We start from the raw sequence: 24,896 nt of genomic DNA on the forward strand, positions 1-24,896 counted from the left end.
ACGTGCGTCGGGTGAGCTCGCACCCGCGGATCGGCACACCGCGTTCAGAAGCAGATCCAGTGCTACATGGCACTGGTGCCTGACGGGCTAGCGAGAAGTGGGCTGAGCTCCCCGACTCACAACCGATACCGCAGCGATTCAGACGTTGTATCGATCTCTGACGACTGTGCTTCGTCAGCTTCTGAGTCCGGTTCGGTTGCGGGGGAGGGGTCGGTTGCAGGTGGTGCGGGTACCGGTCCAGCCCTGGAGGAAGCCCAGGGCCTGGTAGGGGGTCAGGCCGACGAGGCTTTCTGGTCGAGCTGCCTGAGAAGCCGTTGTCGTACCGATCTTGGTGAGCATGGGCTCGAATGCGGCGGCTCGGTCGGGCGATCTTCGGTCTGTCCGTGCATGAGACGTCATTTCAGTTGGCGAGTCTGCGGTGGCATATGAGGGTCGAGGCGATGGCGGTGAACGCAAGGAAATGTTCTGGCTTGCGCTCGTAGCGGCGATGGAGGCGTCGGCAGCCAGACAGCCAGGACAAGTTCGCTCTACGACCCAGCGGTGTCGGCCGAGTCGTCGGGATGACTCGATGCCCCTTCGGGCAAGGCGGTGCCGGATACCTCGGGAGGTGAGCCAGCGCCGCAGGTGGGGGTAGTCGTAGCCCTTGTCGCCGTGCAGTTTTCGGGGCCGGCGGCGTCGGGGGCCGCGACGCGAGCGGATGGGCGGGATGCCGCGGACCAGCGGGATGAGGGCCTGGCTGTCGTGGAGGTTCGCGGCAGAAATGCCGATGGACAGCGGCAGGCCTTTGCGGTCAACGATGAGATGAATTTTCGATCCGTTCTTGCCGCGATCGGTCGGATTCGGTCCCGTCAACAGCCCCCTCTGAGGGCCCGGACGCTGACGGAGTCGATCGCGCACCGCGACCAGTCCAGCCCACCCTGAGCACCGAGTTCGTCCAGGATTAAGCGGTGCAGCTTGGCCCACACCCGGGCCTCGGTCCACACGGTGAACCGGCGGAAGGCGGTCACACCCGACAGCCCGAAGCCAGGTGGCAACTGGTTCCAGGTGCAGCCCGAGGTGGCCACGAAAATGATCACAGCCAGCACCTCACGGTCCCCTCTACGGCGATGCCCTCCGCCTTGCGGACGTTCCGGAGCCGGCGGGACCACCCGCTGAAACAACTCCCACAGATCGTCCGGCGCCAACCGTTCGACAAGCGCAGCAGTCATCACCTCAGACTGCCGCAAGATCACGCCAACTGAAATGGTGTCCTATCAGGTGCTGCTCGCAGTGGCCCGAACGGTTCCCCGCCGCGCCGTCCCGACCTTCGGGACGGCGCCCCACCCTTTGCTGCAAACTCGGAACGGCTGGCGGCAGTGCTGATGAAGAAGGCAGCGCGCCGACGTGAGGGCCGGGCGGGAGCGCGGCCAGCAGGACACGCTGAGTCAGGCGCGCGCGTGCACACTGAGAGGCTCAGACTCGACCGATGATGCCGTCGGCAGCGCCCGACAAGTCGAGCCGCGGATGCATCGGGTCACAGGATTCCCCCGGCTGTGTGAGATCTTGTGAGACGTGAGAGGGTCGGAGCCGTGAGTGAGACGCCGCCGAACACCCTGCAATACCGCTTTGACGGGCCAGAAGACGCTCCGGTCCTGATCCTGGGTCCCTCACTGGGTACCACATGGCACATGTGGGACAGACAGGTGCCCGAGCTCGCGCAGCACTGGCGGGTCTTCCGTTTCGACCTGCCCGGACACGGCGGCGCCCCCGCGCACCCGGCGGGATCGGTCGCCGAGCTCACCGCGCGTCTGCTGGCCACACTCGACGGACTCGGTGTGCAGCGCTTCGGCTACGCGGGCTGTGCGCTCGGCGGGGCCGTCGGCGTCGAACTGGCCCTGCGCCATCCCGAGCGCCTCGCCTCCCTCGCGCTGATCGCCACCTCGCCGCGGTTCGGTACGGCGGACGAGTTCCGGCAGCGCGGTGTGATCGTCCGTACGAACGGGCTCGACCCCATCGCCCGCAGCGCGCCGGAGCGGTGGTTCACCGGAGGGTTCGCCGCGGCCCAGCCCGCGATCACCGAGTGGGCCGTCCAGATGGTGCGGACGACCGACCCCGGCTGCTACATCTCCGCCTGTGAGGCGCTCGCCGCGTTCGACGTGCGCGGTGACCTCGGCCGCGTCGGTGTCCCCACTCTGGTCCTCGTCGGCTCCGACGACCAGATCACCGGCCCCGCCGAGGCGCGCACCCTGGTCGCCGGCATCCCGGACGCCCGGCTCGCCGTCGTCCCCGGCGCCTCCCACCTGGTCCCCGTCGAGCAGCCCGCCGCCGTCACCGACCTGCTGGTACGGCACTTCACCACCGCCTGGCAGACCCCGCACGACGCCTCCACCGGCCAGATCGCCGTCCCGGCCGTCCACGCCACCGCGCCTGTGGCCTCCACCGCCCCGGTCCAGCCCGCCCTGATGGCCGCGCCCGTGCCGCCGCAGGCCGCGCCCGTCGCCGAGATCGCCCCGGCCGTCGTACCGCCGCAGGCACCGGGGCAGGGGCGGCCCGACCCGTACGACGCGGGGCTCAAGGTGCGTCGCGAAGTACTCGGCGACGCGCACGTCGACCAGGCGCTGGCGCAGGCGGACGAGTTCTCGGGGGACTTCCAGGATTTCGTCACCCGCTACGCCTGGGGCGAGATCTGGGACCGGCCCGGCCTGGACCGCCGCACCCGCAGCTGCGTCACCCTCACCGCCCTCGTCGCCGGCGGCCACCTCGAGGACCTGGTTCCCCACACCCGGGCCGCCCTGCGCAACGGTCTTACCCCGGCCGAGATCAAGGAGGTGCTGCTCCAGGCGGCCGTCTACTGCGGTGTACCGGCGGCGAACCGTGCCTTCCGGGTGGCGCAGCAGGTCATCCGCGAGGAGACGACACCGCCGGAGTGAGTCCCGACCGCCGGAGTGAGTCCGGTGGCCCGTGTGCCGGGGGGCGGCAGGATGGATACATGAAGCTCACCAAGAAGTCGCACGCCTGCGTCCGCCTCGAGAAGGACGGGCGGACGCTCGTCCTGGACCCCGGCGCTTTCAGCGAGGAGGACGCCGCCCTCGGCGCCGACGCGATCCTCGTCACCCACGAGCACCCCGACCACTTCGACGAGCTGCGGCTGCGGGCCGCGATGGAGGCCGACCCCGCTGCCGAGATCTGGACCCTGAGGTCGGTCGCGGAGAAGGTCTCGGCGGCCTTCCCGGGCCGCGTGCACACCGTCGGCCACGGCGACACCTTCACCGCCGCGGGTTTCGACGTGCAGGTCCACGGCGAGCTGCACGCGGTGATCCACCCGGACATCCCGCGCGTCACCAACATCGGCTTCCTCGTGGACGGTGGCAAAGTCTTCCACCCCGGCGACGCCCTCACCGTCCCCGACCGGCCGGTCGAGACGCTGATGCTGCCCGTCATGGCCCCCTGGAACAAGATCTCCGAGGTCATCGAGTACGTCCGCGAGGTCAAGCCGCAGCGCGCCTACGACATCCACGACGCCCTGCTCACCGACCTCGCCCGCCCGATCTACGACCGCCAGATCGGTCAGCTGGGCGGCTCCGAGCACCTGCGGCTGCCCCCTGGCGGATCCGCGCAGCTGTAGAGCCCCTGCCCACAGCCCCTGCCACACCCCCCGGTCACAGCCCCGGCTGCCGGTCGGGGCCGGGTTGTCAGTCCCGCCCGGTAGGTTGTGAGACATGCGCATCGCGACCTGGAACGTGAACTCGATCACCGCCCGCCTGCCGAGGCTCCTCGCCTGGCTGGAGAGCAGCGGCACCGACGTGCTGTGCCTCCAGGAGGCCAAGGTCGCCGAGGACCAGTTCCCCTTCGACGAGCTGCGCGAGCAGGGTTACGAGGCGGCCGTCCACGCCACCGGGAGGTGGAACGGCGTCGCGGTCCTGTCGCGCGTGGGCCTGGCGGACGTGGTCAAGGGCCTCCCCGGCGACCCCGGCTACGAAGGGGTTCAGGAGCCCCGCGCCATCTCCGCCACCTGCGGTCCGGTCCGCGTCTGGTCGGTGTACGTGCCGAACGGCCGCGAGGTGGAGCACGCCCACTACGCCTACAAGCTCCAGTGGTTCGAGGCACTGCGTGCCGCCGTCGCGGGCGACGCGACCGGTAGCCGCCCGTTCGCGGTGCTGGGCGACTACAACGTGGCACCGACGGACGACGACGTCTACGACCGCACCGCCTTCGAGGGCTCCACCCACGTCACCCCGGCCGAGCGCGCTGCCCTCGCCTCCCTGCGCGAGGCCGGCCTGTCCGACGTGGTCCCGCGCCCGCTGAAGTACGACCACCCGTTCACGTACTGGGACTACCGCCAGCTCTGCTTCCCCAAGAACCGCGGCATGCGCATCGACCTGGTGTACGGGAACACACCCTTCGCCAAGGCGGTCACCGACTCCTACGTCGACCGCGAGGAGCGCAAGGGCAAGGGCGCCTCGGACCACGCACCGGTCGTCGTGGACCTGGACGTGTAGGCGCTGCCCGCCTTCCCTGTCCTGCCGTGCCCGGTCCTGCCGTGCCCCGGCCGTGCGCGCGCCCTGTGGTGCGTATGGCGGTACGAATGACAGTCTGGAGGTATGAACTTCCCCTTCCTGGGCAAGCGACGCGAAGATCGCCGGACTCATGACGCCGAGGGCATCGGTGATCTGCTCGCCGACTGCGATCTGCTGCGTTCGCAGGCGTCACGGGACGGTGTCCGGCTCGACGACTCCGCCGTCTCGCTGGAGCAGCTCGACCAGGTGCTGCCGCGCTGGCGGGGCGACGACGAGATCGTCACCTGGCTCGGCAACGACGCCGGTCTGTACCTCGGCACCGTGATCGTGCGCACCGTGCCCGGCGCCGCCTGGTCCATCCGGTCCGACGGGCAGCCCGTCGTGCGGCTCGCCTCCGGCCGGGAGTTCGACGTGGTGGCGTCCGGTCAGGAGTGGGCAGCGGTCGGCGTCCCCGAGCTCTCGCAGCTGTACGGCGAGGTCGCGGAGACGTGAGCCTCCGGCGGGGCAGCGCCGGGCCCGCGGGACATCGGCTACCGGTCCTGGGCGCGGTGGGAGTTGCGGGCGGCCGGTGCCGGAGCAGGCAGGGGGCTCGTGGCCGCCCGGGTCACGTCTCCGACGAGTTCGACGACGTCCGGGCCGTACGCCTGCGAGTTGACCACCTTCAGCAGCAGGACGAAGGAGTTGGTGCCGTGCTTGCGGGCCAGCTTCTCGTGGTGACGGGCGAGGTAGCGGGTGGCGGCCTGGTTGGTGATCGCGCGCTGGCCGCAGAACAGGAACGCGGGGCGGGCCTCGCGCCGCTCCCCGGCAGTGAGACGGGCCAGCAGGACGTACTCCGTGATGCCCGCGTCCATGCGGTAGCGCTCGGCGCCGATCTGGAAGGCGCCGCGGTCCGGGCCGGGCTCCGGATCGACGTTGACCCGCACCCCGGGCAGCATGGCCGCCATGTGGGCCACCATCCGGCGGTTCGACCCGGGACCGCCCACGCAGAACTCCGTACGCTCCCCGAAGCCCTGGTGGACCATGTCCTGGGTGACCACCTGGACGTGCGCGCCGCAGTCCTTGATCAGTGCGGACAGCTCCAGCAGCGCGAAGACGTCGAAGCGGTGGACCGCGGGTTCCGAGGCGGCGGGGTCCCGGTTGACGACGAGCAACGACTCGGAACTGTCCGGCAGCCCGAAGAACGCCTGCTTGCGGCGGAGCTTCCGCTTCCATATGTAGGTACGGGCGAGCCACCCCAGCGCGGCGCTGATGCCCGCCGCGACCACGCCGAGGACGATGTTGCGTACGTCGTCAGTCATGGGCGCGCATGGTAGCGGGCATCGGGGTACCGGTGTTCGACAGGCCGTGTCGTCCGCGTTCTCCAGGCATTCCTGACGCGGCCATGACGATCAATTAAGCTGCCCGAACGGCCTTTCCCTGGAGGTGCGGATGCGTCGCCCTGTCGCACGGAAACTGACGGTTCTGGCGGTCTCGGCCGCCGTGGTGTCGGTGGGGGCGGCGGCGCCACCCGCCGAGCAGAGCAGACCCACCGCCCCGAAGACACCGGTCGCCGTCGGGTACGGCGGCGCGGTCGCCAGCGTCGACCCGGACGCCTCCGCCGCGGGCATCGAGGTCCTGCGGGGCGGCGGTAACGCCGTCGACGCGGCGGTGGCCACCGCGGCCGCCCTCGGCGTCACCGAGCCCTACTCCGCCGGCATCGGCGGAGGCGGCTACTTCGTCTACTACGACGCCAGGACCCGTACGGTGCGCACCATCGACGGCCGGGAGACCGCGCCGCTCACCGCGGACGAGGACCTCTTCACGGAGAACGGCAAACCGCTCGCCTTCGCCGACGCCGTCAGCAGCGGCCTCGCCGTCGGCACCCCGGGCACGCCCGCCACCTGGCAGACCGCCCTCGACCGGTGGGGCAGCCGCGGGCTCGCCTCCGTACTCAAGCCCGCCGAGCGACTGGCCCGGCACGGCTTCACCGTCGACGAGACCTTCCGCTCCCAGACCGCCGCCAACGAGACCCGGTTCCGCTACTTCCCGGACACCGCCGAGCTGTTCCTGCCCGGCGGCGAACTCCCGGTCGTCGGCTCCACGTTCAAGAACCCCGACCTGTCCCGCACCTACAAGGAGCTGGGCCGCGAAGGCGTCGACGCGCTCTACCACGGCGAGCTCGGCGAGGACGTCGTCGCCACCGTCAACAAGCCGCCCGTCGACCCGGACTCCGGCTGGAACGCCCGCCCCGGCGACCTGTCCGCCAAGGACCTCGTGGCCTACGAGGCCGAGCTCCAGGCGCCGACCAGGACCTCGTACCGCGGCCTGAACGTCTACTCCATCGCCCCCTCCTCCTCCGGCGGCACCACGGTCGGCGAGGCCCTCAACATCCTCGAGCGCACCGACCTGTCGAAGGCGAGCAAGGCCCGATACCTGCACCGCTTCATCGAGGCGAGCCGTATCGCCTTCGCCGACCGCGGGCGCTGGGTCGGCGACCCGGCCTTCGAGGACGTACCCGTGAAGGAGCTGCTCTCGCAGCGGTACGCCGACTCGCGCGAGTGCCTGATCAAGGACGACGCGGCCCTCACCAGCCCCCTCGCCCCCGGCGACCCCCGCAACCCCGCCCCCTGCGCAGCCGGCGGCACGGCGGCGCCGACCACGTACGAGGGCGAGAACACCACGCACCTGACCGTGGCCGACAAGTGGGGGAACGTCGTCGCGTACACGCTCACCATCGAGCAGACCGGCGGCAGCGGCATCACCGTGCCCGACCGGGGATTCCTGCTCAACAACGAGCTCACCGACTTCTCCTTCGCCCCGGCCAACCCGGCCGTCCACGACCCGAACCTGCCGGGTCCCGGCAAGCGTCCGCGGTCGTCGATCGCGCCGACCATCGTCCTGGACCAGCACCACAAGCCCGTCGTCGCGGTCGGTTCACCCGGCGGCGCCACGATCATCACCACCGTGCTCCAGACGCTCACCGGCGTCCTCGACCGCGGCCTCCCGCTGGTCGACGCGATCGCGGCCCCGCGCGCCAGCCAGCGCAACGCCGCCCAGACGGAGCTGGAACCGGGCCTCTACGACAGCGAGTTGCGGGCGGAGCTGGAGGCCCTCGGCCACTCCTTCAAGCTCAACCCGGAGATCGGCGCGACGACCGGCGTGCAGCGGCTGCCGAACGGCAAGTGGCTGGCCGCCGCCGAGAGGGAACGACGCGGCGGCGGCTCGGCGATGGTGGTCAGGCCCGCCCGGTAGGGAGGGTCACAGCTCGGGGACGGGCCGCTGCGGCGTACGGAACGCCAGCCGCCCGTCCTCGACGTCGACCGTCACCCGGCCGCCCTCCGAGATGCTGCCGTCGAGCAGCAGCCGGGACAGCTCGTTGTCGACCTCGCGCTGGATGGTCCGGCGCAGCGGACGGGCGCCGTACTCGGGCTGGTAACCGCGCTCGGCGAGCCAGTCCACGGCCGCGTCGGTGAAGGCGACGGCGATGCCCTGCGCCTGCACCATCCGGCGGGTCTGCTCCAGGAGCAGACTGGTGATCTGCCGCAGCTGCTCGCCGCTGAGCTGGCGGAAGACGACGATCTCGTCGATGCGGTTGAGGAACTCGGGCCGGAAGTGCTCGCGCAGCGGCCGCAGCACCTGCTCGCGCCGCGCCTCCTCGTCCGCCTCCGAGCCGCCGGCCCCGAAGCCGATGCCCGCACCGCGGCGGGTGATCACGTCGGAGCCGAGGTTGCTGGTCATCACGACGACCGTGTTGGTGAAGTCCACCGTCCGGCCCTGCGAGTCGGTCAGCCGGCCGTCGTCCAGGACCTGGAGGAGGATGTTGAAGACGTCGGGGTGCGCCTTCTCCACCTCGTCCAGCAGGAGCAGCGAGTACGGGTGCCGGCGCACCACCTCGGTGAGCTGGCCGGCCTCCTCGTGTCCGACGTAGCCGGGCGGGGCGCCGACCAGGCGGCTCACGGTGTGGCGTTCCTGGTACTCGCTCATGTCGAGCCGGACCATCCGGTCCTCGCTGCCGAACAGCGCCTCGGCCAGCGCCCGGGCCAGCTCGGTCTTGCCGACGCCGGTCGGGCCCAGGAAGAGGAAGCTGCCGATGGGCCGGCCGGGGCTGGCGAGCCCGGCGCGGGAGCGCAGCACGGCGTCGGAGACGACCCGTACGGCCTCTTCCTGGCCGACCACCCGCTGGTGCAGGTGGGACTCCAGACCCAGCAGGCGTTCCTTCTCCTCCTGGGTGAGGCTGCTGACCGGGATGCCGGTCTGCCGGGACACCACCTCGGCGATGGACTCGGTGCCGACGACCAGGTTCAGCCCCTCGTCGGCCTCGACACCGTCGTCGGCCTCGGTGATCCGCTGCTTCAGCTCGGTGATCCGGTCGCGCAGCTGGGTGGCCTGCTCGTACTGCTCGTCCGCGACCGCCTGGTCCTTGTCCCGGACCAGCTGCTCGACCTCGCGCTCCATGGCCCGTACGTCCGTGCCCTTGGTGCGCGCCTGCAACCGCACCCGGGCGCCGGCCTGGTCGATCAGGTCGATCGCCTTGTCCGGCAGCCGGCGGTCGGTGAGGTAGCGGTCGGACATCTCCACGGCCGCCACCAGCGCCTCGTCGGTGTAGCGGACCTGGTGGTGGGCCTCGTAGCGGTCGCGCAGGCCGCGCAGGATCTCGATCGCGTCCGCGGTGGTCGGCTCGGGCACCAGGATGGGCTGGAAGCGGCGGGCGAGGGCCGCGTCCTTCTCGATCCTGCGGTACTCCTCCAGCGTGGTGGCGCCCACGATGTGCAGTTCGCCGCGGGCCAGGGCGGGCTTGAGGATGTTCCCCGCGTCCATCGAGCCGCCCTCGCCGCCACCGCCCGCGCCGACGACGGTGTGCAGCTCGTCGATGAAGATGATCAGCTGGTCGGAGTGGGCGCGGATCTCGCCCACGATGTTGTTCATCCGTTCCTCGAAGTCGCCCCGGTAGCGGGTGCCGGCGACCACGCCGGTCAGGTCCAGGGCGACCACCCGGCGCCCGACCAGCACCTCGGGCACGTCGCCGTCGGTGATGCGCTGGGCCAGCCCCTCCACGACGGCGGTCTTGCCGACGCCCGCGTCACCGATCAGCACCGGGTTGTTCTTGCCGCGGCGGGAGAGCACCTCGACGGTCTGCTCGATCTCGTCCTCGCGCCCGATCACCGGGTCGATCCGGCCCTGCTGGGCCAGGTCGGTGAGGTCGCGGCCGTACTTGTCCAGGGTCGGCGTGTTGGTGGTCTTCGGTCCCTCGGTGCGGCCCTTCGCCGCGTCCGGGGTCTCCGTCGGCAGGCCCGAGGGCGCGAACCGGGCGGCGTTCAGGATGTGCCCGGCGGCCGAGTCCGGGTTGGCGGCCAGGGCGCTGAGCACGTGCTCCGGGCCGATGTAGCCGGTGCCGGTCGACCGGGCCAGCTCATGCGCGTCCAGCAGGGCGCGCTTGACGGCCGGGGTCAGGGAGAGCGAGGTCGGCGGCGGCACCTCGCCCGGCGGGTGCTGCACCGGGCCGCTGCGCTCGTCGATCTGCGACGCCAGCGAGTCCGGGTCGGCGCCGGCCCGGCTGAGCAGACCCCGCGTCGGTTCGGTGGAGAGCGCCGCCCGCAGCAGGTGCTCGGTGTCCAGGTCCCGGCTGCCGTGCTCGGCGGCGTACTGGGCGGCCCCGCGCACCAGCTCCCGGGCGGGCTGGCTGAGCAGCCTGCCGATGTCGATCTGCCTCGGCCGGGGCCCGCCGAAGAAGCGTGCCAGGAATTCCGCGAACGGGTCGCCCTCCGGGCCCATGTAGCCGCTGGTCATCGTGTACGGACCTCCGCTGCATCGCTGAACGACGTGCCGGGGCCGGGTAACCCGGTCGGGGCGCGCTCATGCCCAACATGACACGTTCTGTTCCGGTGGGCATGCCGGGAACCCCGGCGGGCGGCGGGCTTCGCAAAGGCCCTGGCGGAGGGCCGTCAGAGGCCGTCCCGCGACGTGAGGACGCGTGGCCCCGCGTCCGTGATCGCCACCGTGTGCTCCACGTGGGCCGCCCGGGAGCCGTCGTTCGTCCGCAGGGTCCAGCCGTCCGGGGCCGCGTGGTAGTCGTCCCGGCCGCCGCCGGTCAGCATCGGCTCGATGGCGAGGACCATGCCGTGGCGCAGGGGCAGCCCGCGTCCGGGCCGGCCCTCGTTGGGCACGCCCGGGTCCTCGTGCATGCGCCGGCCGATGCCGTGGCCGCCGAAGTCCGCCATGATGCCGTAGCCTCCCGCCCGGCACACCGTGCCGATCGCGTGGGCGATGTCGCCGATGCGGTTGCCGACGACGGCGGCCCCGATGCCCGCGGCGAGGGCCCGCTCGGCGGTGTCGATCAGGGTCAGGTCCGCCGCGCGCGGGGTGCCCACGACGAAGCTGACCGCCGAGTCGCCGGCCCAGCCGCCCAGGGTCGCGCCGCAGTCGATGGAGACGAGGTCCCCGTCGCGCAGCCGGTAGCCGTCGGGGATGCCGTGCACGATCGCGTCGTTGACCGAGGCGCAGATGACGCCCGGGAAGGGCGTCGGCGCGAAGGAGGGCCGGTAGCCGAGGAACGGCGAGCCGGCGCCCGCCTCCCGCAGCACCTCGCGCGCCACCGCGTCCAGCTCCAGCAGGGAGACGCCCACGTCCGCGGCGCGTCGTACGGCGGTCAGGGCGCGCGCGACGACCTGGCCGGCCTCGTGCATGGCGTCGATCGATGTGTCCGTCTTCAGTTCCACCATGCCAATTACTATACCGGTATTTGAATTGGGTCCGTTCTGTGGGACCGGTATTAGAATGACGCCATGGTGCGCACCCCCCTGACCCCCGAAGAGCGCGAACGCGGCGAGCGCCTCGGGCGCCTCCTGCGCGCGGCCCGCGGTGAACGGAGCATGACGGACGTCGCCGCCGAGGCCGGCATCTCCGCCGAGACCCTGCGCAAGATCGAGACCGGCCGGGCGCCCACCCCGGCGTTCTTCACGGTGGCCGCGCTGGCCGGCGCGCTGGGGCTGTCCATGGACGAGCTGGTGGGACGGTGTGTGCCCGTCGTGCTCTGAGCGTGGGGGTGACTCACCCACAGGAGTGCGAAACATGATCGACACCGCGCCTTGACGACGATGGTCTTGGCAAGCCCGTACGGCCAGGCTTACGTTCGTCCCTCTATGGCCTGCTCTACGGGCGTAGAGGCTCTGACGTCGTGTCGAAGGAGCAGCTCATGGCCAACGTCGTACGTGCCGCTCTCGTCCAGGCCACCTGGACCGGCGACACCGAGTCCATGGTGGCGAAACACGAGGAGCACGCCCGCGAGGCGGCCCGTCGGGGAGCCAAGGTCATCGGCTTCCAGGAAGTCTTCAACGCCCCCTACTTCTGCCAGGTCCAGGACCCCGAGCACTACCGCTGGGCCGAGCCCGTGCCCGACGGCCCGACCACCCGCCGGATGCAGGCCCTCGCCCGCGAGACCGGCATGGTGATCGTCGTCCCCGTCTTCGAGGTCGAGCAGTCCGGGTTCTACTACAACACCGCGGCCGTGATCGACGCCGACGGCACCGTCCTCGGCACGTACCGCAAGCACCACATCCCGCAGGTCAAGGGCTTCTGGGAGAAGTTCTACTTCCGCCCCGGCAACCTCGGCTGGCCCGTCTTCGACACCGCCGTCGGCAAGGTCGGCGTCTACATCTGCTACGACCGGCACTTCCCGGAGGGCTGGCGGCAACTGGGCCTCGGCGGCGCCCAGCTGGTCTACAACCCGTCCGCCACCCACCGCGGCCTCTCCGCCCACCTGTGGCGCCTGGAGCAGCCCGCGGCGGCCGTCGCCAACGAGTACTTCGTCGCCGCGATCAACCGGGTCGGCCAGGAGGAGTACGGGGACAACGACTTCTACGGGACGTCGTACTTCGTGGACCCGCGCGGCCAGTTCGTCGGCGAGGTCGCCAGCGACACCAAGGAGGAACTCGTCGTCCGCGACCTGGACTTCGACCTCATCGACGAGGTGCGGCAGCAGTGGGCCTTCTACCGCGACCGCCGTCCCGACGCCTACGAAGGGCTGGTGCAGCCGTGACCAAGGACCTGTTCGGCCGTCACCGCGCCGTCCTGCCCGACTGGCTCGCCCTCTACTACGAGGACCCGCTGGAGATCACCCACGGCGAGGGCCGCCACGTCTGGGACGCCGCCGGCAACAAGTACCTCGACTTCTTCGGCGGCATCCTCACCACGATGACCGCGCACGCTCTGCCCGAGGTGACCAAGGCGGTCGGCGAGCAGGCCGGACGGATCATCCACTCCTCGACCCTCTACCTCAACCGGCCGATGGTCGACCTCGCCGAGCGCATCGCCCAGCTGTCCGGCATCCCGGACGCCCGCGTCTTCTTCACCACCTCCGGCACCGAGGCCAACGACACCGCCCTGCTGCTCGCCACCACCTACCGGCGCAGCAACACCGTCCTGGCGATGCGCAACAGCTACCACGGCCGCTCCTTCAGCGCCGTCGGCATCACCGGCAACCGCGGCTGGTCCCCGACCTCGCTCTCCCCGCTGCAGACGCTCTACGTCCACGGCGGCGTACGCACCCGCGGCCCCTACGCGCACCTGGACGACCGGGAGTTCATCGACGCCTGCGTCGACGACCTCGAGGACCTGCTCGGCCACACCCGTGCCCCCGCCGCACTGATCGCCGAACCCGTCCAGGGCGTGGGCGGCTTCACCTCACCGCCGGACGGCCTCTACGCCGCGTTCCGCGAGGTGCTGCACGAGCGGGGCATCCTGTGGATCGCCGACGAGGTGCAGACCGGCTGGGGCCGCACCGGCGAGCACTTCTGGGGCTGGCAGGCCCACGGACGCGGCGGACCGCCCGACATCGTGACCTTCGCCAAGGGCATCGGCAACGGCATGTCGATCGGCGGTGTCATCGCCCGCGCCGAGATCATGAACTGCCTGGACGCCAACAGCATCTCCACCTTCGGCGGCACCCAGGTCACCATGGCGGCCGGCCTCGCCAACCTCAACTACCTGCTGGAGCACGACCTCCAGGGCAACGCCCGGCGCGTCGGCGGCCTGCTCATCGAACGGCTCCGGGCCGTCGCCGCCCAGGTGCCGCACGTGCGCGAGGTGCGCGGGCGCGGGCTGATGATCGGCATCGAGCTGACCCGGCCCGGCACCGACCGGGCGGCCCCCGAGGCCGCGTCCACCGTGCTGGAGGAGGCCCGCGCGGGCGGGCTGCTCATCGGCAAGGGCGGCGGCCACAACACCAGCGCCCTGCGCGTCGCCCCGCCGATGTCCCTCACCGTCGCGGAGGCCGAGGAGGGCGCCGCGATCCTCGAACGGGCCCTGCGGAGCCTGTGACCGACGCACCGGGGACCCTGACAGGAGGGAACAGCACCATGAGCAGCCGTACCGTCATCCGCGGTGGCCTCGTGATCACCGCGTCCGACGAGCTCCACGCCGACGTCCTGATCGAGGACGGCCGCATCGCCGCCCTCGCCGCGACCGGCACCACCGCGGCCGAGGCCTTCACCGCCGAGCGTGTCATCGACGCGACGGGCAAGTACGTCATTCCGGGCGGGGTCGACGGACACACCCACATGGAGATGCCCTTCGGCGGCACCTACGCCTCGGACACCTTCGAGACCGGAACCCGGGCCGCCGCCTGGGGCGGCACGACCACCATCGTCGACTTCGCCATCCAGAGCGTCGGGCACTCCCTGCGCGAGGGCCTGGACGCCTGGCACGCCAAGGCCGAGGGCAACTGCGCGATCGACTACGGCTTCCACATGATCGTCTCCGATGTGAACCAGGAGACGCTCAAGGAGATGGACCTGCTGGTCGAGGAGGGCGTCACCTCCTTCAAGCAGTTCATGGCCTACCCCGGCGTCTTCTACAGCGACGACGGGCAGATCCTGCGGGCCATGCAGCGCGCCGCCGAGAACGGCGGTCTGATCATGATGCACGCCGAGAACGGCATCGCGATCGACGTCCTGGTCGAGCAGGCGCTGGCCCGCGGCGAGACCGACCCCCGCTACCACGGCGAGGTCCGCAAGGCCCTGCTGGAGGCCGAGGCCACCCACCGCGCCATCAGGCTCGCCCAGGTGGCCGGCGCCCCGCTGTACGTCGTGCACGTCTCGGCGCAGGAGGCGGTCGCCGAGCTGACCCGGGCCCGCGACGACGGGCTGAACGTCTTCGGCGAGACCTGCCCGCAGTACCTGTTCCTGTCCACCGACAACCTCGCCGAGCCGGACTTCGAGGGCGCCAAGTACGTGTGCAGCACGCCGCTGCGCCCGCGCGAGCACCAGGCGGCGCTCTGGAAGGGCCTGCGGACCAACGACCTCCAGGTCGTCTCCACCGACCACTGCCCCTTCTGCTTCACCGGCCAGAAGGAACTCGGCCGCGGCGACTTCTCCAAGATCCCCAACGGCATGCCGGGCGTCGAGAACCGCATGGACCTGCTCCACCAGGCCGTCGTCGAGGGGCACATCAGCCGCCGCCGCTGGATCGAGATCGCCTGCGCCACCCCGGCCCGCATGTTCGGCCTGTACCCGAAGAAGGGCACCCTCGCGCCCGGCGCCGACGCCGACGTGGTCGTCTACGACCCGCACGCCGAGCAGGTCGTCTCGGCCGAGACCCACCACATGAACGTCGACTACTCGGCGTACGAGGGCAAGCGCGTCACCGGCCGCGTGGAGACCGTGCTCTCGCGCGGCGAGCCGGTCGTCACCGAGCGGGAGTACACCGGGCGCAAGGGCCACGGCGTCTACACCCCGCGCGCCACCTGTCAGTACCTCCACTAGTCAACGAGGAGCGGTGCCCATGGACTTCGGACTCGTCCTGCAGACCGACCCGCCCGCCTCCCGAGTCGTCAGCCTGATGAAACGGGCCGAACGGGCCGGGTTCCGCTACGGCTGGACCTTCGACTCCGCCGTGCTGTGGCAGGAACCGTTCGTGATCTACAGCCAGATCCTGGCCCACACCACGCACCTCACGGTCGGCCCGATGGTCACCAACCCGGGCACCCGCACCTGGGAGGTGACCGCCTCCACCTTCGCCACCCTCAACGACATGTACGGCAACCGCACCGTCTGCGGCATCGGCCGCGGCGACTCCGCGATGCGCGTCGCCGGCCGCAGACCCAACACCCTGGCCCGCCTCGGCGAGGCGATCGGCGTGATCCGCGACCTCGCCGAGGGACGCGAGGCCGAGGTCGACGGGCAGCCGCTGCGGATCCCCTGGGTGAGGAACGGCAAGCTGCCCGTCTGGATGGCGGCGTACGGGCCGAAGGCACTCGCCCTCGCCGGACAGAAGGCCGACGGCTTCATCCTCCAGCTCGCCGACCCGTACCTCACCGAGTGGATGGTGAAGGCCGTACGCGCCGCGGCGGTGGAGGCGGGGCGCGATCCGTCCTCCGTCACCATCTGCGTCGCCGCCCCGGCCTACGTCGGCGACGACCTGGCGCACGCCCGCGAGCAGTGCCGCTGGTTCGGCGGCATGGTCGGCAACCACGTCGCCGACCTCGTCTCCCGCTACGGCAAGCACTCGGACCGGGTCCCCGAGGCGCTCACGGCGTACATCAAGGAGCGGCACGGATACGACTACAGCCACCACGGACGCGCCGGCAACCCCTCCACGGACTTCGTCCCCGACGAGATCGTCGACCGGTTCTGCCTGCTCGGCCCGGCCGAGGCGCACATCGAGAAGCTGAGGGCACTGCGCGAGCTGGGCGTCGACCAGTTCGCCGTGTACGACATGCACGACGCGCAGGAAACGACGATCGACGCGTACGGCGCGGAGATCATCCCGGCACTCCACCGCTGACCGGAACCCTCTGCCGAAGGGTCACGCCCATGACCGCGACCGTCCCGCCCACGCCCTCCGACGGCCCCATACCCGACCCGGCGGGACGCGTCGAGCTGCCGCCCGGCACCGTCCTCACCGACAGCCGCTTCGTCAACGACGACCTGCTGCCGGTGCCGCTGGCCCGGCGCCGCTGGACGACGTACAACTTCGCGGCGCTGTGGGTCGGGATGGCCCACAACATCCCCTCCTGGCTGCTCGCCTCCGGTCTCGTCGCGCTCGGCATGGACTGGAAGCAGGCGGTGTTCACCATCGCGCTCGCCAACGTCATCGTGCTCGCACCGATGCTGCTGACCGGGCACGCCGGCCCCAAGTACGGCATCCCGTTCCCCGTGCTGGCCCGTGCCTCGTTCGGGCTGCGCGGCGCCAACCTGCCGGCGCTGATCCGGGCCGGGGTGGCGTGCGCCTGGTTCGGCATCCAGACCTGGATCGGCGGCCAGGGGATCTTCGTGCTGCTCGGCAAGCTGTTCGGGGGCTGGGCGAAGGCGTCGGAGGTCGGCGGTCAGCCCTGGACGCTGTGGGTGTGCTTCGTCCTGTTCTGGGCGCTCGAACTGGCCATCATCTACCGAGGCATGGAGGCCCTGCGCCGGTTCGAGAACTGGGCCGCGCCGTTCGTCATCGTCGGCGCGCTGGTGCTGCTGGCGTGGATCGCGAACAAGGCCGGGGGCCTCGGGCCGCTGCTCGACCAGCCCTCGCAGCTCGGCTGGGGCGCAGACTTCTGGCCGGTCTTCTTCCCGTCCCTCATGGGCATGATCGCCTTCTGGTCGACCCTGAGCCTGAACATCCCCGACTTCACCCGCTTCGGCGCGGGCCAGCGCGCCCAGGTCTGGGGCCAGACCCTCGGACTGCCCACCACCATGACGCTGTTCGCGCTGCTGTCGGTGTTCGTCACCTCCGGCTCACAGGCGGTCTACGGGGCCGCGGTCTGGGACCCGGTCGCCCTCGCCGCCAAGACCGACAACGTCTTCGGCCTGCTCTTCGCCCTGGTGACGGTGCTCGTCGCCACCATCTCGGTGAACATCGCGGCCAACGTCGTCTCACCGGCGTACGACCTGGCGAACCTGGCTCCGCGGCTCATCAGCTTCCGCACCGGCGCCCTGATCACGGGCGTCGTCGGTGTGCTGATCATGCCGTGGAAGCTCACCGAGACACCCGAGCTGTACATCTTCACCTGGCTCGGCCTGGTCGGCGGGCTGCTCGGCACCGTCGCCGGCATCCTCATCGCCGACTACTGGCTGATCCGCCGCACGGTCCTGGACCTGCCCGACCTGTACACCCCCGGCGGACGCTACTGGTACACCTCCGGCTGGAACCTGCGTGCCGTCGCCGCCTTCGTGGTCGGCGGGGTGCTCGCGGTGGGCGGCTCCCACTCGGCCCCGGGCAAGGGCCCCTTCCCCGAGGACGGGCTGATTCCCTTCCTGAAGCCGCTCGCCGACTACGGCTGGGCGGTGGGACTGGCGGCGTCGCTCGTCGTGTACGTCGCGCTGACGGCGGGCCGCAGGCCTGCGTGAGCGCCTGCGGCCCCGCTCGTCTATCGGGCCGTGCCGAAGTCCTGCGTCCAGTAGGAGCCGGGCTGCGCGAGGCCGACGCCGATCTCCTTGAACTCGCAGTTGAGGATGTTCTCCCGGTGGCCGGGGCTGGACATCCAGCCCGCCATCACCTTCTCGGGCGTCTCGTAGCCGTAGGCGACGTTCTCGCCGTAGGTGCTCCAGTTGTAGCCGGCGTTCGAGATGCGGTCCTCGGGGGACGATCCGTTGGAGCCGGAGTGCGACATGGTGCCGGTGGCCGCCATGTCCTCGCTGTGCGCCTGCGCGGCCTTCGTCAGGGCGGCGTTCACCGTCACCGGGGAACAACCGGCCTTGCCGCGCTCGGCGTTGACGAGCTCCACGACCTTGGCGACGTCACCGGAGGCCGGGGCGGTGGCCGCCGGGGTGCTCGGCGACGCGGGGGTCGTGGCGGCGGGGGCCGAGGGGGTGGGCTTCGCGGCGGACGGCTTGGAGGCGCCGGCGGAGGGCTTGGCGGAGCCGGTGGACGGCTTGGCGGAACCCGCGGACGGCTTCGTGGCGGTGGCCTTGGGAGCCGTCGTCTTCGGCTTGTGCGCGGGCCTGTCGTTCCAGTGGCCGGGCGTCCTGGACTTCGCGGGCTTCGACGCGCTCGCGGTGGCGGTCGGCGTCGTGGACGGTGCCGCCGAGGGCTCACCGCCCTGCTGGCTGCTCCACTCCCGGTACCAGTCGGCGTCGCCCCACCTGTCCTCGGCTCCGGCGGAGGCGGCGGTGTTCTGCACCCGCTCCTCGCTGCCGGGCCAGTCGGAACAGGCCAGGGCGACGGAGGGTATGGCTATGGCGCCCACGGCCAGTGCCGCGACGACCGGCCGCCGGTAGTGGTGCTTGTGGCGATGCTTTCCCATGCGTGACCTCACTCGGTGGCGACATCCTGACGCCGGTCATTCTTGGGATGGCCCGACACGGAGGGCAAAGGGCCCTTTTACTACCTCGCTTAGTAGGCTCGCGCGGTCCTTGCGACGGACGACGGGGCGTGCAGACCCGCCCCGCGCGGGCGCCCGAGTGCGCCTGCTGTCTCGTCAGAAGTCCGCCGCTCGCGAAGAACCGCCGACTCTCCCGCCGGGCCCGGACCACCCCCCGTGCCGACCCGGACTCCTCGCACGGCAAGCCGGACAAAGTCCTATATGTCCCTGGGGTGGTTCCTACTAAGGTGCCCGCATAGATCGGCAAGCGACGTGACGGATGTCACGGAACCATGGATTCCGGATAGACGTCCCCGCGCGGCGGACCCGGTGCGGCGCCGGCCGACGGGCGGGTCAGGCCCCGCCGTCGGCCAGGGCGGACACGGCCTCCTTGGCCGCCTTGATGGCACCCTTGTTGATCTCTTCGGTGCCGGGTGCCTTCTTCGACTCGAAGTCACTGCCGTTGTACGTGATCATCACCAGGGCGTTGGACGCGCGGACCAGCACGGTGCCCTCGCGCGTCTGCTGCTTGTCCTCGGTGGTGAGGTTCACGACGGAGTAGGCCGCGTCGCCGAGCCCCGGGACCTCGCCTCCGCCGCTCCGGTCGGCCACCCGCTCCTTGTACGACTTCAGCGCCGCCTCGTCCGACTCCATCACCTCGAACGAGACGTCGAGCCAGCGGTAGTCGTACCCCTTGAGCGCGTTCCAGGAACAGGTGCGGCGGACCTGGGTGTCCGTCGACGGGATCTCCTTGCCGGCCGCCTTGGCGCCCGGCACCAGCGAGGTGACCGTCTTCCCGGCCAGACTCCCGCACGGCGCAGGGGCGGCGGCGTACGTCTTCGTCGCCGCCTCGGTCGCCGGTGCGGAGGCGGACCGGTTCGTGGTGTCGGGCGGCGTCTCGTCCTTCGCGGCCGGTGACGTGTCCGGCCCGGACGACAGCGCCCAGCCCGCCGTGGCGAGCACGGCGACCGGGGCCAGACGCGCGGTCAGGGCGAGCGGCAGGGGAAGAGAACGCACGGCGCACTTCTCGTGGGGGACGGTGCGGAAGGAGTCCGCACTGCGGACGGGACGCCAGTGTCACACGACTCCCTGTGAGGCGGAAGGCCGAACTCGGTGCGTGGCCAGGCGGTGACGCAGACGCACCGCGGACTCACGGGCGGACGGCCGTCACCAGCCACACCCCGGCCCGCATCCGTACACCCGAGTCGGTGGCGTAGGGCCGCAGCGCCTCCTCAAGTCCGGTGCGCCGCCCGGCGGGAAGCGCGCCGCCGGGGTAACGCGACAGCAGGAACTCGACGGCGTCCCGGACATCACGTCCCCACACCGCCTCGACCGTGACCGGAGCGACCGTCACCTCCTCGAATCCCGCGAGGACTTCCCGGATGCGGGCCGGGTCCGACAGCGAGGCCATCGCGGTCCGCGCGGCGACCGTGTCCGCGTCGGGCGTCTCGTCGGCGAGCCGGGCGAACAGCGCCAGCGCCCGGGCCTCCTCCGACTCCGGCCCCGGCGGCTGCGGACAGACGAACGCCAGCCGCCCACCGGGCCGCAGCGCCCGCGCCAGATTGCCGAACGCGGCGGCATGGTCGGCGAAGAACATCACCCCGCCCCGGCTGACGACCACGTCGTACCCGCCGGCCGGAAAGGGGTGCACCTGCGCGTCGGCGCACTCGTACGCCGCGTTGGTGATCCCCTCGGCGGCGGTGCCTGCGCGGGCCCGCTCCAGCAGCGGCGCCGAGATGTCGACGCCGACGGCCTGCCCGGGGGCCGCGAGCCGCGCGGCGATCCGGGTCGTCGCGCCGGCCCCGCAGCCGACGTCGAGGACGCGGTCGCCGGGGGCGACGGCCGCCGCGTCGAACAGGGCGTCGTTCACGCCGGCCAGCATGGCGTCGTAGCGGGCCTGGTGGGTGGCCCAGTGTTGGCCCACGGGGCCGTTCCAGGCCTCGGCCTGACGGGGGTTGGCGACGAGGGTCATGAGGGCTCCCGGGTGGTCGGACGGGTGGGGGCCGGGGTCGTGCGGGTGAGGGGCGGGGTCGTGCGCGGTGCGGAGAGGGCGGTCTCGATGCGGTCGACCGCGGTGAACGCCCCGTACGCGACGAGGTGCACCAGGCAGTGGTCGGTGTGCTCGGGCCGGCGCCACGCCGCCACGTCCACGTCCGTGATCCGGTACGGCGCGAGCGCCGCCAGCAGCGCCAGCCGCGCGCCGGGACACTCACGCCGGTCGGGGAACGGGTCCGGGGTCAGCGGAGGGTGCGAGCCGTCCCAGGCGGCCACCGACTGCCGTACGAGGCTCTGCTCGTCGGGGTCGAGAAGGCCCGCGCCCGCCGTCGCGGCCGTACTCAGCGCCGCGTACGCGGGGCCGACCGGCGTACCCGCCGCCCACGCCGGGCCCCGGCCCGGGGCGTCCGGCAGGGTGTCGTCCAGCAGGGTGAGGGCGGCGCCGGGCACGGCCGGGCGGCGCACGGTGCGCGACAGCGACCGTCCCGCCAGACTGCGCACGCAGCGCAGCCGTTGCGCGCCGGCCGGGAAGAGCTGTTCGGCCACCAGCGCGGACACGATCCGGTTGATGAAGTGGAAGGCCAGCGCGGTGCCCACGTAGCCCGGGACCTCCTCGCGCGGGACGGGACACGGGTTCCCGGAGGCGTCCGGCACCCGGGAGCGCCGCGCCCAGTCGAGCACGCGCGCGTGCTCCCCGTCCGCGGGCGCCTCGCCCCGGGCCAGCCGCTCGGCCAGCGTGTGGTCTCCGGTGGCGTGCAGCAGCACGGTGTGCGCGTCCACGCAGAACGGGCACTGGTTGGCGAGCGAGACCCCGAAGGCGGCGACCTGCTTGCCGGTCCGGGTGCCGGGGCCGGCGATCAGCGACTCGCGCATCAACGCCCAGGTGGCCGCCATGAGTTCGGGTGCCGAGGAGAGTGCCACGAAGGGGGCGGCTTCGGGGATGCCGAAGTCCCGCGCGATCTGGCCGTAGACCTCCGCGACGCGGCCGGTGGCCGACTTCGGCGGCAGCGGTTCGGTGTGCAGGAAGGGTGAGGACGATGAGGACATGGACAGCAGCGTGCGCCGCCGGGGCACTCCCGGTCGTCGTACCGCCGGAGGCAGTCCGGGCTGCGACGACGGGGCCCGTCCGGGCGGGCGACTACTTCGCCGGGAGTAGTCCACAAGCCGTCCACAGGGCCGACGCGGCTGTCGGCGGGACCGTCTAGGGTGCGGGCATGAGTGGGCGTCAGGTCGATCGCGGACGGCTCGCCGACCTGGTCCTCGCGGCCGTGGTCGGCGCTCTCGGCACGGGCGTCGCCGCCTTCGACGACGGCACCACGCCGCTCGACCACGCGCTCATCGCCCTCGCCTCGGCGGCGCTTGCCTTCCACCGGGCCGCCCCGCGCGCGGTGCTGGCCGTCGCCACGGTGCTCGGCACGGCGTACGTCGTCCACGCGCACCCGGGGCCGCTCTCCGCCCTGCCCGTCCTGGGCGCCGTGCACACCGCGGCCCGGGTCGGCCACCGGGGCCTCGCGGCGGCCGGCAGCGCGGTGTTCCTGGCCGGGTACGTGTCGACCGGACCCGGCACGCAGGACGTGGCCGAGCGGGCCGGGCTGCTCGCCGGCTGGTTCCTGTGCGCGGTGGTGACCGGGCTCGCCGACCGGAACTGGCAGGCGTATCTGCGCCAGACCGAACAGCGCGCCCTGGAGGCGGAACGCACCCGGGAGGAGGCGGCCCTGCGCCGCGCCGGTGAGGAACGGCTGCGCATCGCCCGGGAGTTGCACGACTCCCTCACGCACAGCATCTCCATCGTCAAGCTCCAGGCGGGCGTCGCCGTCCACCTCGCCCGCAAACGCGGCGAGGAGGTGCCGCCCGCGCTGCTCGCCATCCAGGAGGCGAGCGGCGAGGCGATGCGCGAGCTGCGCTCCGCCCTCCAGGTGCTGCGCGCCGACGAGCCGGCCGGCACCCCGGCGCTGCTCGTGGAGCGGGCCCGCACGGCCGGCCTGCCCGTCGACCTGACGGTCACCGGCGACGAGCGCCCGCTGCCGCAGGCGCTGGACCGGGCCGCCTACCGCGTCGTCCAGGAGGCCCTCACCAACGCGGCGCGGCACGCCGGACCGGCGAAGGTCACGGTCCGCATCGACTACGGCCGGGGCACCGAGGGGGATCCGGCCAAGGAACGGTCGGCCAAGGGGGAGTTGACGATCGACGTGGAGGACGACGGCGCCGCGGACCCGGCCCGCCCGCCCGTGCCCGGCACCGGCCTGACCGGCATGCACGAGCGCGTCACGGCACTCGGCGGCACCCTGCACGCCGCCCCGCGCGCGGAGGGCGGCTTCGCGGTGCGGGCCCGGCTGCCGCTGGGGGAGACGACGGCATGAGCGAGGTCGTGCGGGTCGCGCTCGTCGACGACCAGGCGCTGATGCGGGCCGGCTTCCGGGCCCTCCTCGACGCGGAGGACGGCATCGAGGTGGTCGGTGAGGCCGCCGACGGCGAGCAGGGCGTGGCACTGGTGCGGGACCGGGTGCCCGACGTGGCGCTGGTCGATGTGCAGATGCCGGTGATGACGGGCATCGAGGCGACCCGCCGCATCGCCGCCGACCCGGCGCTCGCCGCGGTCCGCGTGGTCATCCTCACCAACTACGGCCTGGACGAGTACGTCTTCGAGGCCCTGAGGGCGGGCGCGAGCGGCTTCCTCCTGAAGGACACCGAGCCGGCCGACCTGCTGCAGGCCATCGAGGTGGTGGCCCGCGGCGAGGCCCTGCTCTCCCCGTCGGTCACCCGCACCCTCATCGGCGAGTTCGTGTCCCGGCCCCCGGACCGGGCCACCGCACCCGGCCTGGACCGCCTCACCCGCCGCGAACGCGAGGTCACCGCGCTCGCCGCCCGCGGCCTGAGCAACGAGGAGATCGCCGCGCACATGGTGATCAGCCCGCTGACCGCCAAGACCCACATCAGCCGGGCGATGACCAAACTGGGCGCCCGGGACCGGGCCCAACTCGTGGTGTTCGCGTACGAATCGGGCCTGGTGACGGCACGGGGGCGGCAGTACCGGTCCGAGAGTCCCTAGGGCACCCGCGCCGTCCACTCGGGCGCGCCGAACTTGGTGCGGGCCAGCTCCCGCGCCCGCGCCAGCTCGTCGTCGGTCACCTTCCCCTGGCTCAGCCCGTACCGGACGCCGAAGGAGGAGATCATCCGCTCGATCAGGGCCTCGCGCGCCAGACCGGTCTGCCGGCGCAGCGGGTCCACCCGCTTCTTCGCGCTCTTGATGCCCTTGTCGGACAGCTTCTCCCGCCCGATGCGCAGCACCTCCAGCATCTTGTCCGCGTCGATGTCGTACGACATGGTCACGTGGTGCAGCACGGCGCCGGGACCGCCGCCGGGCCCCACCACGCGCTTCTGCGCGGCGCCCGCGATCTTGCCCTGGTCGGTGGCGATGTCGTTCAGCGGCTGGTACCAGGCCCGGATCCCCATCTCGCCGAGGGCGCCCAGCACCCAGTCGTCGAGGTAGGCGTAGCTGTCCTGGAAGGAGAGCCCCTGCACCAGCGCCTCCGGCACGGACAGCGAGTAGGTGATCGTGTTGCCGGGCTCCACGAACATGGCGCCGCCGCCGGAGATCCGGCGCACCACGTCGATGCCGTGGCGCGCGGCGCCCTCGGCGTCCACCTCGTTGCGCAGCGACTGGAAGCTGCCGATGATCACCGCCGGGGCGGCCCACTCCCACACCCGCAGCGTCGGCGGACGCCGGCCCGCGGCGACCTCGGCCGTCAGCACCTCGTCCAGCGCCATGTGCAGCGCCGGGGACTCGGGCCCCTCGTGGATCAGCTGCCAGTCGTAGTCCGTCCAGTCCGTGGCGTGCGCGAGGGCACGGCGCACGGCGATGCCGACGCCCTCCGAGGTCAGCCCGTACATCACGGTGCCCTCGGGCAGCGCCGCGTCGATCCGCGCGGCGAGCCCCGCCGCGTCGGTGTCCGCCGGGGCGCCCTCCAGCGCACGGTTCACGGCGTCCAGCGCCTCGTCCGGTTCCAGGAAGAAGTCGCCCGCCACGCGCACGTGCCGCAGCACACCGCCCTCGGCCTCCACGTCCACGACGACCAGCTTGCCGCCGGGGATCTTGTACTCACCGTGCACCGATCCGCCTCCCTTTCCGCCCTTTCCGCACATGA

The 24,896-nt window shown here is 72.0% G+C and carries 21 protein-coding genes and 1 pseudogene; 13 read left to right on the forward strand and 9 right to left on the reverse strand.

All coding sequences use genetic code 11. The features are described 5' to 3' along the window. Nucleotides 1–400: 400 nt before the first annotated feature. A pseudogene (locus ACIGO6_RS37130) lies at nucleotides 401–1,208 on the reverse strand (IS5 family transposase). Nucleotides 1,209–1,568: 360 nt separating this feature from the next. Between ACIGO6_RS37130 and ACIGO6_RS37135 the strand changes: the two are divergent. The 4 genes from ACIGO6_RS37135 (at nucleotide 1,569) to ACIGO6_RS37150 (ending at nucleotide 4,988) form a co-directional block, all read left to right on the forward strand. After that, nucleotides 1,569–2,909, forward strand: a complete 1,341-nt coding sequence (locus ACIGO6_RS37135) for an alpha/beta fold hydrolase (RefSeq protein ID WP_399884387.1) — start codon at nucleotides 1,569–1,571, stop codon at nucleotides 2,907–2,909. 59 nt (nucleotides 2,910–2,968) lie between these two features. After that, nucleotides 2,969–3,604, forward strand: a complete 636-nt coding sequence (locus ACIGO6_RS37140) for an MBL fold metallo-hydrolase (RefSeq protein WP_399884389.1) — start codon at nucleotides 2,969–2,971, stop codon at nucleotides 3,602–3,604. 94 nt (nucleotides 3,605–3,698) lie between these two features. Further along, a complete protein-coding gene (locus tag ACIGO6_RS37145; RefSeq protein ID WP_399884391.1) occupies nucleotides 3,699–4,478 on the forward strand; it encodes an exodeoxyribonuclease III in 780 nt (259 codons plus the stop codon). Between the two features lie 102 nt (nucleotides 4,479–4,580). Further along, on the forward strand, nucleotides 4,581–4,988 hold the full coding sequence (locus ACIGO6_RS37150; RefSeq protein ID WP_399884393.1) for a DUF6278 family protein: 408 nt from the start codon (nucleotides 4,581–4,583) through the stop codon (nucleotides 4,986–4,988). A gap of 38 nt (nucleotides 4,989–5,026) precedes the next feature. On the opposite strand, the gene ACIGO6_RS37155 is transcribed toward ACIGO6_RS37150, so the two are convergent. Further along, complete coding sequence (locus ACIGO6_RS37155; RefSeq protein ID WP_399884394.1) at nucleotides 5,027–5,794, reverse strand: hypothetical protein; 768 nt, start codon at nucleotides 5,792–5,794, stop codon at nucleotides 5,027–5,029. Nucleotides 5,795–5,924: 130 nt separating this feature from the next. Between ACIGO6_RS37155 and ggt the strand changes: the two genes are divergently transcribed. Next, on the forward strand, nucleotides 5,925–7,727 hold the full coding sequence (ggt, locus tag ACIGO6_RS37160; RefSeq protein WP_399884396.1) for a gamma-glutamyltransferase: 1,803 nt from the start codon (nucleotides 5,925–5,927) through the stop codon (nucleotides 7,725–7,727). A gap of 6 nt (nucleotides 7,728–7,733) precedes the next feature. Here the strand turns inward: ggt and ACIGO6_RS37165 are convergent, their stop codons facing one another. Together ACIGO6_RS37165 and map are read right to left on the reverse strand one after the other, a co-directional pair. Next, entirely contained in the window at nucleotides 7,734–10,262 is a 2,529-nt protein-coding gene (locus ACIGO6_RS37165; RefSeq protein ID WP_399884399.1) for an ATP-dependent Clp protease ATP-binding subunit, read from the reverse strand. A gap of 155 nt (nucleotides 10,263–10,417) precedes the next feature. Further along, nucleotides 10,418–11,194 carry a type I methionyl aminopeptidase gene (gene map, locus ACIGO6_RS37170; RefSeq protein WP_399884401.1) on the reverse strand — a complete coding sequence of 259 codons (777 nt, stop codon included), beginning with the start codon at nucleotides 11,192–11,194 and terminating at the stop codon, nucleotides 10,418–10,420. A gap of 63 nt (nucleotides 11,195–11,257) precedes the next feature. Between map and ACIGO6_RS37175 the strand changes: the two genes are divergently transcribed. From ACIGO6_RS37175 to ACIGO6_RS37200, 6 genes are all read left to right on the forward strand, one after another. Continuing rightward, a complete protein-coding gene (locus ACIGO6_RS37175) occupies nucleotides 11,258–11,509 on the forward strand; it encodes a helix-turn-helix domain-containing protein (RefSeq protein ID WP_399884403.1) in 252 nt (83 codons plus the stop codon). 158 nt (nucleotides 11,510–11,667) lie between these two features. Further along, nucleotides 11,668–12,510 (forward strand): nitrilase-related carbon-nitrogen hydrolase, encoded by an 843-nt coding sequence (locus ACIGO6_RS37180; protein WP_399884405.1) that lies wholly within the window; start codon nucleotides 11,668–11,670, stop codon nucleotides 12,508–12,510. Next, nucleotides 12,507–13,790, forward strand: coding sequence for an aspartate aminotransferase family protein (locus ACIGO6_RS37185; RefSeq protein ID WP_399884407.1), 1,284 nt, complete (start codon nucleotides 12,507–12,509; stop codon nucleotides 13,788–13,790). The genes ACIGO6_RS37180 and ACIGO6_RS37185 overlap by 4 nt, the downstream gene beginning before the upstream one ends. A 38-nt stretch (nucleotides 13,791–13,828) precedes the next feature. After that, a complete protein-coding gene (hydA, locus tag ACIGO6_RS37190; protein ID WP_399884410.1) occupies nucleotides 13,829–15,232 on the forward strand; it encodes a dihydropyrimidinase in 1,404 nt (467 codons plus the stop codon). 19 nt (nucleotides 15,233–15,251) lie between these two features. Continuing rightward, entirely contained in the window at nucleotides 15,252–16,253 is a 1,002-nt protein-coding gene (locus ACIGO6_RS37195) for a TIGR03842 family LLM class F420-dependent oxidoreductase (RefSeq protein WP_399884412.1), read from the forward strand. A 29-nt stretch (nucleotides 16,254–16,282) separates the two neighbouring features. Next, nucleotides 16,283–17,803, forward strand: coding sequence for an NCS1 family nucleobase:cation symporter-1 (locus ACIGO6_RS37200; RefSeq protein ID WP_399884414.1), 1,521 nt, complete (start codon nucleotides 16,283–16,285; stop codon nucleotides 17,801–17,803). 20 nt (nucleotides 17,804–17,823) lie between these two features. Here ACIGO6_RS37200 and ACIGO6_RS37205 read toward each other — a convergent pair whose 3' ends face one another. The 4 genes from ACIGO6_RS37205 to ACIGO6_RS37220 form a co-directional block, all read right to left on the reverse strand. After that, a complete protein-coding gene (locus tag ACIGO6_RS37205) occupies nucleotides 17,824–18,699 on the reverse strand; it encodes a CAP domain-containing protein (protein ID WP_399884416.1) in 876 nt (291 codons plus the stop codon). Nucleotides 18,700–19,110: 411 nt separating this feature from the next. Next, nucleotides 19,111–19,773 (reverse strand): hypothetical protein, encoded by a 663-nt coding sequence (locus tag ACIGO6_RS37210; protein ID WP_399884418.1) that lies wholly within the window; start codon nucleotides 19,771–19,773, stop codon nucleotides 19,111–19,113. A 133-nt stretch (nucleotides 19,774–19,906) separates the two neighbouring features. Continuing rightward, nucleotides 19,907–20,728 (reverse strand): class I SAM-dependent methyltransferase, encoded by an 822-nt coding sequence (locus ACIGO6_RS37215; protein ID WP_399884420.1) that lies wholly within the window; start codon nucleotides 20,726–20,728, stop codon nucleotides 19,907–19,909. Beyond that, complete coding sequence (locus tag ACIGO6_RS37220; protein WP_399884422.1) at nucleotides 20,725–21,798, reverse strand: carboxymuconolactone decarboxylase family protein; 1,074 nt, start codon at nucleotides 21,796–21,798, stop codon at nucleotides 20,725–20,727. The genes ACIGO6_RS37215 and ACIGO6_RS37220 overlap by 4 nt, the downstream gene beginning before the upstream one ends. A 167-nt stretch (nucleotides 21,799–21,965) precedes the next feature. Here ACIGO6_RS37220 and ACIGO6_RS37225 point away from each other — a divergent pair, with 167 nt between their 5' ends. Together ACIGO6_RS37225 and ACIGO6_RS37230 are read left to right on the forward strand one after the other, a co-directional pair. Continuing rightward, nucleotides 21,966–23,111 (forward strand): sensor histidine kinase, encoded by a 1,146-nt coding sequence (locus tag ACIGO6_RS37225; RefSeq protein ID WP_399884424.1) that lies wholly within the window; start codon nucleotides 21,966–21,968, stop codon nucleotides 23,109–23,111. Then, nucleotides 23,108–23,800, forward strand: a complete 693-nt coding sequence (locus ACIGO6_RS37230; RefSeq protein ID WP_399884426.1) for a response regulator — start codon at nucleotides 23,108–23,110, stop codon at nucleotides 23,798–23,800. The genes ACIGO6_RS37225 and ACIGO6_RS37230 overlap by 4 nt, the downstream gene beginning before the upstream one ends. Here the strand turns inward: ACIGO6_RS37230 and ACIGO6_RS37235 are convergent. Then, nucleotides 23,797–24,861 carry a biotin/lipoate A/B protein ligase family protein gene (locus ACIGO6_RS37235; RefSeq protein ID WP_399884428.1) on the reverse strand — a complete coding sequence of 355 codons (1,065 nt, stop codon included), beginning with the start codon at nucleotides 24,859–24,861 and terminating at the stop codon, nucleotides 23,797–23,799. The two genes, ACIGO6_RS37230 and ACIGO6_RS37235, sit on opposite strands and share 4 nt — an antisense overlap. Nucleotides 24,862–24,896: the final 35 nt, after the last annotated feature.

Source organism: Streptomyces sp. NPDC053750, assembly GCF_044544295.1.
GTDB lineage: Bacteria > Actinomycetota > Actinomycetes > Streptomycetales > Streptomycetaceae > Streptomyces.

What these genes read in the sequence shown, in the direction of transcription:
- ACIGO6_RS37155 (WP_399884394.1), bottom strand. Translation starts at nt 5,794, where the DNA reads ATGACTGACGACGTACGCAACATCGTCCTCGGCGTGGTCGCGGCGGGC.
- ACIGO6_RS37200 (WP_399884414.1), top strand. Translation starts at nt 16,283, where the DNA reads ATGACCGCGACCGTCCCGCCCACGCCCTCCGACGGCCCCATACCCGAC.
- ACIGO6_RS37180 (WP_399884405.1), top strand. Translation starts at nt 11,668, where the DNA reads ATGGCCAACGTCGTACGTGCCGCTCTCGTCCAGGCCACCTGGACCGGC.
- ACIGO6_RS37145 (WP_399884391.1), top strand. Translation starts at nt 3,699, where the DNA reads ATGCGCATCGCGACCTGGAACGTGAACTCGATCACCGCCCGCCTGCCG.
- ACIGO6_RS37150 (WP_399884393.1), top strand. Translation starts at nt 4,581, where the DNA reads ATGAACTTCCCCTTCCTGGGCAAGCGACGCGAAGATCGCCGGACTCAT.
- ggt (WP_399884396.1), top strand. Translation starts at nt 5,925, where the DNA reads ATGCGTCGCCCTGTCGCACGGAAACTGACGGTTCTGGCGGTCTCGGCC.
- ACIGO6_RS37195 (WP_399884412.1), top strand. Translation starts at nt 15,252, where the DNA reads ATGGACTTCGGACTCGTCCTGCAGACCGACCCGCCCGCCTCCCGAGTC.
- ACIGO6_RS37225 (WP_399884424.1), top strand. Translation starts at nt 21,966, where the DNA reads ATGAGTGGGCGTCAGGTCGATCGCGGACGGCTCGCCGACCTGGTCCTC.
- ACIGO6_RS37220 (WP_399884422.1), bottom strand. Translation starts at nt 21,798, where the DNA reads ATGTCCTCATCGTCCTCACCCTTCCTGCACACCGAACCGCTGCCGCCG.
- ACIGO6_RS37165 (WP_399884399.1), bottom strand. Translation starts at nt 10,262, where the DNA reads ATGACCAGCGGCTACATGGGCCCGGAGGGCGACCCGTTCGCGGAATTC.
- hydA (WP_399884410.1), top strand. Translation starts at nt 13,829, where the DNA reads ATGAGCAGCCGTACCGTCATCCGCGGTGGCCTCGTGATCACCGCGTCC.
- map (WP_399884401.1), bottom strand. Translation starts at nt 11,194, where the DNA reads ATGGTGGAACTGAAGACGGACACATCGATCGACGCCATGCACGAGGCC.
- ACIGO6_RS37205 (WP_399884416.1), bottom strand. Translation starts at nt 18,699, where the DNA reads ATGGGAAAGCATCGCCACAAGCACCACTACCGGCGGCCGGTCGTCGCG.
- ACIGO6_RS37215 (WP_399884420.1), bottom strand. Translation starts at nt 20,728, where the DNA reads ATGACCCTCGTCGCCAACCCCCGTCAGGCCGAGGCCTGGAACGGCCCC.
- ACIGO6_RS37175 (WP_399884403.1), top strand. Translation starts at nt 11,258, where the DNA reads ATGGTGCGCACCCCCCTGACCCCCGAAGAGCGCGAACGCGGCGAGCGC.
- ACIGO6_RS37230 (WP_399884426.1), top strand. Translation starts at nt 23,108, where the DNA reads ATGAGCGAGGTCGTGCGGGTCGCGCTCGTCGACGACCAGGCGCTGATG.
- ACIGO6_RS37140 (WP_399884389.1), top strand. Translation starts at nt 2,969, where the DNA reads ATGAAGCTCACCAAGAAGTCGCACGCCTGCGTCCGCCTCGAGAAGGAC.